The sequence below is a fragment of the Clostridium sp. genome, assembly GCF_051654825.1.
Lineage (GTDB): Bacteria > Bacillota > Clostridia > Clostridiales > Clostridiaceae > Clostridium.
Genome location: NZ_JBOFYU010000290.1, coordinates 1 through 10420, shown reverse-complemented (window position 1 = coordinate 10420; position 10420 = coordinate 1). Strand labels below are relative to the sequence as shown.

Here is a 10420-nt window from a genome sequence, read left to right as displayed (position 1 = left end):
ATGTTAATGATATTTCAGAAGAAAATATTTTTATGATATGGCTATTAAGAGAAAGTGGACTATTAAATAATATATTTACAAATGATGAATTAATTATACTTGAAAGGAAGATGGCTAATATTGATTATAAAAATACATTATCAAATAAAATATTAAAAATAAGAATTAAAAAAGATATTAAAAATAAAATAAAAAAAGTTATGAAAAACAATAATAGCTTTTTAATATAATACTTTATTTATAAAGAAAAAATGTTAATTATAGAATTTTAATAAAAATTATTCTATTAATTTTTGCTAAAATGAATATAATTAGTATGGGGATAAAAATAACTAGAGATAAAAATAACAAGAGGTGTATATGAAAAGGGGATTTTGCACGTTAGGAAAGGCTATGAGGGTTTTACAAAAGTCTTTTGATAATGCGAATAATTTAAATGGACATGGGGAAAAAGTAGGGTATATAGTATGGAAAATATTAAAAGAGACAAATAAGCATTCAATAGAAGAAGTTGTTAAATTAACCATGATAGCTTTTTTTCATGATATTTGTAATTTAAGAGTAAAAAACAATATATATAAGAATAGCCGTTGTTATACGGAAAGGCATTCAATTTGTAGTTATTTATTTATTAAATATATGATGCCTTATAATAAGTTAGTAGAAGATATGGCTAGTAAATGTGTTTGTAACGAAAAATATAAATATATAAAAGAAGATTTTTTAATATGTTTTGTAGATAAAATAGAAAAGGTAATTAGTGAAGACATTGATTTAACTTATGAAAATATAAGAAAAGAAACTAGTCCTATGTTTAAGGATGAAGTAGAATCTTTAATTGAATTTGATAAGAAGGAAAATATATTCAGAGAAATAAGCAATGGAAATTATAAAAAAGAGTTTTATTCTTATTTAGATTCATTTGAATTATCTAGATCACAATTAATAGAGTTAGTTAGAGTAGTAGTTTTTGTTATTGATTCAAGAAGCCAAGATACAATAGATCATTCAGTATATGTTTCAGCAATAAGTATGATAGTTTATGGAATAATAGAGCCTAATGGAGAAAATAAAAGATTAATAGGCTTGTCAGGTTTTCTTCATGATGTAGGTAAAATAACAACACCTATAGATATATTAGAGAATCCAGGGAGTTTAAATCCGGAGGAAATGAATATTATGAGAAACCATGTTGTTAAGTCAAAAGAAATACTTAATGAGCTGGGATTAACTGAGATATCAGATATAATAATACTTCACCATGAAAGGTTAGATGGAAGTGGATACCCATATGGAGTGTTAGGAGAGCATATTAATTTAGAAGCAAGAATAATTATGGCTGTAGATATATTTAGTGCATTAATAGGAAAAAGATCTTATAAAAAGGAATTTACAAAGGACGTTGTTATTAGTATATTAACTAATTTAGTACAAAGGCAAAAACTAGATAAAAAAGTAGTAAATGTATTAACAAGTAATTATGATGAGATAGTTTCTAAAGCTAAAAAAGTTACAAAGGATTATTTTGATTTTTATAGAACTTTAGAAAATAAGTATATTAAATTATATAATAGTGAAGCGTTTATTAGTAAGATATATAAAAGAAATTTATGTGTTGAAATAAATAAGATAAATAAAATTAATAAATGATAATATGTTAAAAGTACCCTATAGGATAGATAAAACAATAAATCTATCTTATAGGGTATTTTTGCAATTATTAAAGTTAAATCTTTAGAATTTCTTTAGAATCTAGTGAGGTGAATCTTTATTTTTAAGATATAAAATTGAAATATAAGTGAGAGACATTTGATAAGTAATAATTTAAAGGAGGTATTAAATGTGTAAAATACAGGGCGTATCCTTAACTATAAAATAAATGTTTATTATGATATTGTATAAAGAGTAAGGTTATAATTAACATTTATTATGGAGAGGTAGTTTATGAACAAATATAATTTATTAATTGTTGAAGATGAAGTAGATATTGCAATAGCAATAGAAGCATATTTAATAAATCAAGGATATAATGTGTTTATTTCACACAATGGAATAGAAGCTTTAGAAGTACTAGAAAATGAAGAAATACATTTAGCTATAGTAGATGTTATGATGCCTAAGATGGATGGGATAACATTTGTTATGAGATTAAGACAAAATCATGATTTTCCAGTGATTATGTTATCAGCAAAATCAGAGGAAGTTGATAAAATAATGGGGTTAAATATAGGAGCAGATGATTATGTAACTAAACCATTTAGGCCATTAGAATTATTAGCAAGGGTTAATTCACAATTAAGAAGATATTCAAGGTTTTTAAATATGATACAAAAAGAAGAAAAAGATGAAAATATCTTTGTAGCAGGGGGATTAGAGTTAAATCTTGACACAAAAGAAGTTTCTATAGATGGAAAGTTAGTAAAAATGACTCCAAGTGAATTTAAGATATTATCACTATTAATTCAGAATCAAGGTCGTGTTTTTTCAGCTGAAGAAATCTATGAAAGAGTATGGAACGAGCAAGCTATTAACACAGATACAATAATGGTTCATGTAAGAAATATAAGAGAAAAAATTGAGATAAATCCTAAAAATCCAAAATATTTAAAAGTAGTATGGGGAGTTGGATATAAAATTGAAAAGCAATAATATTAAAAATGATAAATTTGGAAAAATAATAATAAATTTAATAGCTTTAATGCTAATAGTAGTTGTAGCATTAGGAATAGTAAAGACCTATCCTAAAATAAATGAATCTGCTAACAATTATGAAGAAAATTACTTTGAAAGTTATGATATGGCTAGGATATTATCAGAAGCTAGTTATACACTTTACTATGATAACTTGAAAAATGATTCTGAAAGTAAAGTTACACCGTATGATGTGCTAATTGAGAAAAGTGATGTTTATGCTTATAATGATCAAGAAGTTGGATCATTTAATAATGAAGTTGGAAGCTGGGATTATAAGTTGAAAAGATATATTAAAAACTTAAAAATTACAGCAATTGATGATAAAAATAAAGAAATAGAATATTCTACTATGGATAAAGAAATTAAGTTTTTAGAAAATGGAGAGTTAGATTTAAGTTCATTAGAAAAAGACAAATATCAATTTTACTTATTAGTAAAATACAATGAAAATGGCGTAATAGAAATTAAGGATTTAATTGGAGCTCAAAATGTATTACTAGAAGCAAGATTATTAGATATGCAAAGTAATATTTATTATAATAAAAGATTAGGTCTTACGCCAATTAAAAATATGACATATATTTTTGCAGTACCAAAGGAAATACAAACAAATGATACAATATATAGGGGAATAGATGATGCAGAAAACTATGGTTACTATATGGGAATAACAAGGGTTGTTGTTTTAAGTGTTTTACTTATAATGATTTGTGCCTTATTAATACCATATAAAAGATCAAGAGAAATAATAGGATTTAAATCTATATGTAAAATACCTTTTGAAGTAATAGGTATTATAATATGGGGAGTTTCTACAGGAGTATTTGCATTTGTTATTCTTGAATTATCATACTTTATTAGAAGTGGGGAAAGTGTTTTAGGAAAAAATATAGGTATAGCAGCAGAGAACATTTGGTTAGTTAACTTTATGTTTTGGGTTGTAGTTTTAGCAGTAGCTTTTAATATAGTTCTTGTTATTAAATATATATTTAATACAGGATTAAGAAAATATTTTAAAGAGCAAAGCTTAATAGGTAAAGGAATATCATATATTGTTAGGCTAATAAAAAATCTTGGAAGATCTATTAAAAGAACTTTTAATACTTTATCTAGTATAGATTTAAGTCAAAAAAATAATAAAGTAATTTTAAAGATTTTAGCAGTAAATGCATTAATATTATCAGGGTTATGTGCAATATGGTTCTTTGGAATATTTGGTGTAATAATATATTCTGTTTGTTTATTTGTTTTAATAAGAAAAAACTTAGATAAAATAAGTAATCAATATAAAATATTTAAGGAAGCTACTAATAAAATTGCAGAAGGAAACTTAGATGTAAAAATCAAAGAGGAAATAGGTATATTTGAACCCTTTAAAGAAGATTTAGAAAGAATACAAAGTGGATTTAAAAAGGCAGTGGAAGAAGAAATTAAAAGTGAAAAAATGAAAACAGAATTAATTTCAAATGTATCACATGATTTAAAAACACCACTAACATCAATAATTACTTATGTAGACTTATTAAAGGATGAAAGTTTATCAAGTGAAAAAAGAGCACAATACTTAGAAACATTAGATAGAAAATCTCAAAGACTTCAATTTTTAATAGAAGATTTATTTGAAATGAGTAAAGCAAGTAGTGGAAATATAAGCTTAAATATTGAAGAAGTAGATGTTGTATCATTAATGAAGCAAACATTATTAGAACTTGAAGATAAGGTTAATGAATCATCTCTTTTAGTTAAAAAGAATTTCACAAGTAGTAAGGTAATACTTAAATTAGATAGCCAACGTACTTTTAGAGTATTTGAAAATCTAGTATTAAATATTACAAAGTATGCTATGAATGGAACTAGAGTTTATATAGATATTTTAGAAAATGAGAGTAATGTAGAAATAGTTCTAAGAAATATTGCAGCTGAAGAAATTACTTTTAACGTTGAAAATATAGTTGAAAGATTTGTTAGAGGAGATGAATCTCGTAACACGGAAGGTTCAGGACTTGGGCTTGCTATAGCTAAAAGCTTTGTAGAGCTGCAAGGGGGAAGCTTTAATATAAATGTTGATGGTGATTTATTTAAAGTAAGTATAGTTTTTAATAAGTAATATATAGAACTTTAATATAGTTTAAAGATTTTAAAATACAATAAATAGCTGATATGAATTTATAATATATAAGTTTATATCAGCTTTTTTTGTTTATTAAAATTAGATATTTAGGGGGAAATATATATGTGAAAAGTAGATGAAAATAATAAATTTTAAAAGGGGAATTTATTTTCATAAAAAACTATTGATAAAAATAAATTCCTATGATATTATTTACATATAGTGAAATTGATTTTCTCAAAAAATAAAATATGAAAATTAAACATTTACAATTTTCACGTAAATAAAATTGATGGAGGGGTAAAAATGTTTAAAAATTTACAAAAGATAGGTAAATCATTTATGTTACCTATAGCGATTTTACCAGCAGCAGGTTTGCTACTAGGAATTGGGGGAGCTTTATCTAACCCTAATACAATAAATGCATATCCATTTTTAGATATTGCATGGTTACAAGGTATTTTCTCAATAATGACAGCAGCAGGAGATGTTGTATTTGGTAACTTAGCACTTATTATGTGTACAGGCTTAGCGGTTGGACTAGCTAAGAAAGATAAAGGAACAGCAGCATTAGCAGCATTAGTTTCATTCTTAGTAATGAATGCTTCGATAAGTGGAATGATAAAAGCATTTAATCCAGCAGTTACTTCAATAGATACTGGAGTAGTTGGAGCTATAGTAATTGGTTCAGTAGTTTCATATTTACATAACAAATATCACAACATTCAATTACCAGCTGTTTTAGGATTCTTTGGAGGATCAAGATTCGTTCCAATAGTTTCATCATTTGCAGCAATATTTATAGGGGGAGTATTCTTCCTAATATGGCCAACATTCCAAAACTGGTTAACTAGTGCAGGAACAGCAATTGCTGACTTAGGGGCAATAGGTACATTCTTCTATGGATTCTTATTAAGATTAACAGGTGCAGTTGGACTACACCACATGATTTATCCATTATTCTGGATGACAGAGCTTGGTGGAGTTGCTGAAGTAGCAGGACAAACTGTTGTTGGAGCACAAAATATATTCTTTGCTCAATTAGCAGATCCAAATCATACAGGATTATTCCATGAAGGAACTCGTTTCTTTGCAGGAAGATTTATTACAATGATGTTTGGTTTACCAGCAGCATGTTTAGCAATGTATCACTGTGTACCTAAAGACAAGAGAAAATTAGTAGGTGGATTATTCTTAGGAGCTGCAGTTACATCATTTGTAACTGGTATAACAGAGCCAATTGAGTTTATGTTCTTATTCGTAGCACCTTGGTTATATGTAGTTCATGCATTATTAGATGGTGTAGCATTCTTTATTGCAGATATATTAAATATTTCTATTGGAAATACATTCTCAGGTGGTATAATAGACTTCACTTTATTTGGTGTGTTACAAGGAAATGATAAAACAAACTGGATTTTAGTTTTAGCAGTAGGTTTAGTTTGGGCATGTGTTTACTACTTCACATTTAGATTCTTAATAACTAAATTCAATGTTAAGACTCCAGGACGTGAAGATGATAACGAAGAAGTTAAAGTAGTTACAAAAGACTCATTAAAAGAAACAGCAGCATCTGTATTAGAAGCTTTAGGTGGAAAAGAAAATATAGAAGACGTAGATGCTTGTATTACAAGATTAAGAGTTTCTGTTAAAGATGTAAATAAAGTAGATAAAGATAAGATAAAAGCTTTAGGAGCAACAGCAGTTCTTGAAGTTAAGGGTGGAATTCAAGCAATATTTGGAGCTATGGCAGATCCAATTAAGCAAAGAATTAATGAAATAATAGGCGCAGAATAAGTCGTAGTAATAATTTTAATAGATATAGTAGGAGGATTTTAGAATGAATAAGGGATTAATCGTATCATGTCAAGCATTAGAAAATGAACCATTACACAGTTCATTTATAATGAGTAAAATGGCATTAGCAGCAAAGCAAGGTGGAGCAGTAGGAATAAGAGCAAATACTGTAGAAGATATAAAAGCTATTAGAGGCGAAGTATCTCTTCCAATCATAGGAATTATAAAAAAGGATTATCCTGATATGATTTCTTATATAACACCTACAATGAAAGAAGTTAAGGAATTAATTGATGCTGAAGTAGATGTTATAGCAGTTGATGCAACAATAAACCAAGATGAAAGCTTTTTAAAATCATTAAAGGAGCTTTATCCAAATCAAAGGTTTATGGCAGATATTTCAACTACAGAAGAAGGAATTAGAGCTGAAAAATTAGGTTTTGATTATATAGGAACAACTTTAGTTGGATATACAGAACATTCAAAGGGAATAAATAACTTTGAAGTATTAGAAGCCTTAATTAAAGAATGTAAAAAACCTGTAATTGCAGAAGGTAACTTTGATACACCAGAAAAAGCTAGAAAAGCTATGGAAATGGGTTCATATGCTGTAGTAGTAGGTGGAGCAATTACTAGACCACAACAAATCACAATAAAATTTAATGAAGAAGTTTTAAAAGCATTATAATAATATTTATTTTACTCTATGAAAAAACACCTACTAGCTTACAATAGTAGGTGTTTTTTATTTTTATAATTATATAGTTTTTTATGTATAAAGCAAAAATATAATGAAATTGTGGTATTATATTATATATATATTACATAATGGAGGCATTGAGAAATTGGATATTTTATGTGAGATACAACAAAAATATAACAGCTTTTCAGATAAACAAAAGAGTATAGCAGATTATATTTTAAGAGAAAATGAAGTGTTAAATAATATTAATATATCAGATTTAGCAAAGGTAACTAATACTTCAGGAGCAACTATAACAAGATTTTGTAAAAAGATAGATTGTGAAAGCTTTGTAGAGCTAAAGTTAAAGTTAAGCTCTGTAAAAAAAGAAATAGAAGTATATGAAAAAGATGATGTATTGTCAGATACATATTCATATTATGAGAGAGTTATAGAAAGAACAAAGCAATCAATTAAAAAGGAAGAAGTTTTAAGGGTTGTTGAAGAAATAAAAAAAGCAAATAAAATCTATATTTATGGAGTAGGAAGCTCAGGTCTTACAGGATCAGAAATGATGCAAAGACTACTTAGAATGGGCTTTAATGTATATAGCTTTTCAGATCCTCATATGATGATGATTAATAGTGCAATAGTTTCAAAGGGAGATTTAGTAATTGGTATATCAGTTTCAGGTCAAACAGAAGAAGTTATAAATTCATTAAGTATTTCAAAAAGAAATGGAGCAAAGATAGTTTCAATTACAAGTTATTCTGAGGGACCGATGTTTGAATTAGCAGATATAAAGTTTATTGTTTATAATACATTGTTTGTTGATAAAAAAAGATTTATAAATAGTCAGTTTTCAACTATGTACCTTTTAGATTTAATATCAATGGTATTACTAGAAGATTCAAAGCTAAGCAAAAAGATGCAAAGAACAGTGGATGTAATAACTAAAGAAATATAAGAATATAAAAATATACCAAGGTTATAACTAATCTTAATAGATTAGATATAACCTTGGTATATTTTTTTATTTTCAGAACAGTTTTTAGTATGGATAAATATAATGTTTTGAAAATCTTTATACAATCTTAATACTATAAGAGAAAATCCTAAGGTCTTATTAATAGAGATTTCACTATAATGTAAATATATTAAGAAGGGGGATAAGCTCATGGATATAATCACTAAATTAATTGGAGGCGTAGCATTAGTAGTATTTATTTTTCTTTGTAAAGTATTAATAAAGGGGGACAAAGAGTAATGATGGAAGTTTTTCAATATGTTATATATTTAATTTTATTAGTTTTACTTGCAATTCCTTTAGGTAGATATATAGGGAAGGTAATGAATGGTGAAAAAGTATTTTTATCTAAACTATTAACTCCAGTAGAAAATATTATTTATAAGCTTTTAGGTGTAAATAAAGATGAAGAAATGAATTGGAAAAAATATTCTATATCTGTTATAGGGTTTTCTATATGTGGATTTATAGTTTTATTTTTATTAAATATATTCCAAGGTTATTTATTTTTAAACCCTGAAAATATAAAGGGAGCATCATTAGATTTAAGCTTTAATACTACTGCAAGCTTTATAAGCAATACAAATTGGCAAGCTTATTCAGGAGAAAGTGGAGTAAGTTATTTAACTCAAATGATAGGATTAACAGTACAAAACTTTTTATCAGCAGCAGTAGGTATTTCGGTATTATTTGCTTTGATAAGAGGATTTACTAACATAAAAAAAGAAGGTTTAGGAAACTTTTGGATAGATTTAACAAGAACAGTTACTTATATATTAATACCATTATCAATAGTTTTAGCTATATTTATAAATTCTCAAGGGGTAGTTCAAAATTTATCAGAATACAAGGAAGTTCAATTATTAGAACCAATAGTATTAAATGATGGAACTATAGTAGAAAAGCAAATAGTTCCACAAGGACCAGCAGCAAGCCAAGTAGCAATAAAGCAACTAGGGACTAATGGAGGAGGATTTTTTGGGACAAACTCAGCTCATCCACTAGAAAATCCTACACCTTTATCAAACCTTGCTGAAATGTTATCTATACTTTTAATTCCAGCAGCCTTATGTTTTTCATTTGGAAGAAATATAAAGGATAAAAAACAAGGACGAGCTTTATTTATTACTATGTTTATTATGTTAGTTGTAGCATTAGGGGCAATAGCTTTTTCAGAAACTAGGGGAACACCTCAATTATCTCAAAATGGAATAGTAAATGTAACAGGTAGTGGAGGTCTTTATGGAAATATGGAAGGAAAGGAAACTAGATTTGGAATACCAGCATCAGCAACTTGGTCAGCATTTACAACAGCAGCATCAAATGGTTCAGTAAATGCAATGCATGATAGTTATACTCCTATTGGAGGAATGATAACTATGATATTAATGCAACTTGGTGAAGTTGTATTTGGTGGTGTAGGTTGTGGACTTTATGGAATGATTGCATTTGCAATAATTGCAGTATTTATAGCAGGATTAATGGTCGGAAGAACACCTGAGTATTTAGGAAAGAAAATTGAACCATATGAAATGAAGATGGCAATACTAATATGCTTAGCTACACCTATTTTTACTTTAATAGGAGCTGGAATAGCATCAATGATTCCGCAAGTAGCTAATAGTGTTACTAATTCAGGGCCACATGGATTTTCAGAACTTTTATATGCTTATTCATCAGCAGGAGGAAATAATGGTTCAGCATTTGCTGGATTTGTAGCAAATACACCATTTATAAATATATCAATTGGACTAATAATGTTATGCACTAGGTTTATGCCTATGATAGCTACACTTGCTATTGCAGGTTCATTATCTAAAAAGAGCAAGGTAGCAGTAAGTGTAGGAACATTACCAACTAGCAATGGATTATTTGTTGGGTTATTAATATTTACAATTTTATTAGTAGGAGCATTAAGCTTTTTCCCAGCTCTTGCATTAGGACCAATAGTTGAATTCTTAAAGATGATTGTATAGACGACTGGTAATATGTCAAGATAAAAAATAAATAAAATTGGAAATTATCAAGTTTGTCTCATATAAAAAAGAGTAACATTAATAAACCTAACTATATTTCCAAAAAATTACTGGGAATATAGAGGTACTTGGAC

The 10420-nt window shown here is 27.3% G+C and carries 7 protein-coding genes and 1 pseudogene; all 8 read left to right on the top strand.

Annotation, left to right across the window (positions count from 1 at the left end):
- Positions 1 to 230: pseudogene (locus ACRDBA_RS17510) on the top strand (hypothetical protein); the annotation flags it as partial.
- A gap of 130 nt (positions 231 to 360) precedes the next feature.
- Positions 361 to 1650, top strand: coding sequence for an HD domain-containing phosphohydrolase (locus ACRDBA_RS17505; RefSeq protein ID WP_438574219.1), 1290 nt, complete (start codon positions 361 to 363; stop codon positions 1648 to 1650).
- Positions 1651 to 1944: 294 nt separating this feature from the next.
- Positions 1945 to 2649: a response regulator transcription factor gene (locus ACRDBA_RS17500; RefSeq protein WP_438574218.1), complete on the top strand. Its 705-nt coding sequence runs from the start codon at positions 1945 to 1947 to the stop codon at positions 2647 to 2649.
- A complete protein-coding gene (locus ACRDBA_RS17495; RefSeq protein ID WP_438574217.1) occupies positions 2636 to 4801 on the top strand; it encodes a sensor histidine kinase in 2166 nt (721 codons plus the stop codon). The genes ACRDBA_RS17500 and ACRDBA_RS17495 overlap by 14 nt, the downstream gene beginning before the upstream one ends.
- 309 nt (positions 4802 to 5110) lie before the next feature.
- Positions 5111 to 6601, top strand: a complete 1491-nt coding sequence (locus ACRDBA_RS17490) for a PTS transporter subunit EIIC (RefSeq protein ID WP_438574216.1) — start codon at positions 5111 to 5113, stop codon at positions 6599 to 6601.
- A 43-nt stretch (positions 6602 to 6644) separates the two neighbouring features.
- Positions 6645 to 7289, top strand: a complete 645-nt coding sequence (locus ACRDBA_RS17485) for an N-acetylmannosamine-6-phosphate 2-epimerase (RefSeq protein WP_438574215.1) — start codon at positions 6645 to 6647, stop codon at positions 7287 to 7289.
- 157 nt (positions 7290 to 7446) lie between these two features.
- Entirely contained in the window at positions 7447 to 8250 is an 804-nt protein-coding gene (locus ACRDBA_RS17480) for a MurR/RpiR family transcriptional regulator (protein ID WP_438574214.1), read from the top strand.
- Between the two features lie 299 nt (positions 8251 to 8549).
- Positions 8550 to 10286 (top strand): potassium-transporting ATPase subunit KdpA, encoded by a 1737-nt coding sequence (gene kdpA / locus ACRDBA_RS17475; protein WP_438574213.1) that lies wholly within the window; start codon positions 8550 to 8552, stop codon positions 10284 to 10286.
- The last annotated feature ends 134 nt before the right edge of the window (positions 10287 to 10420 follow it).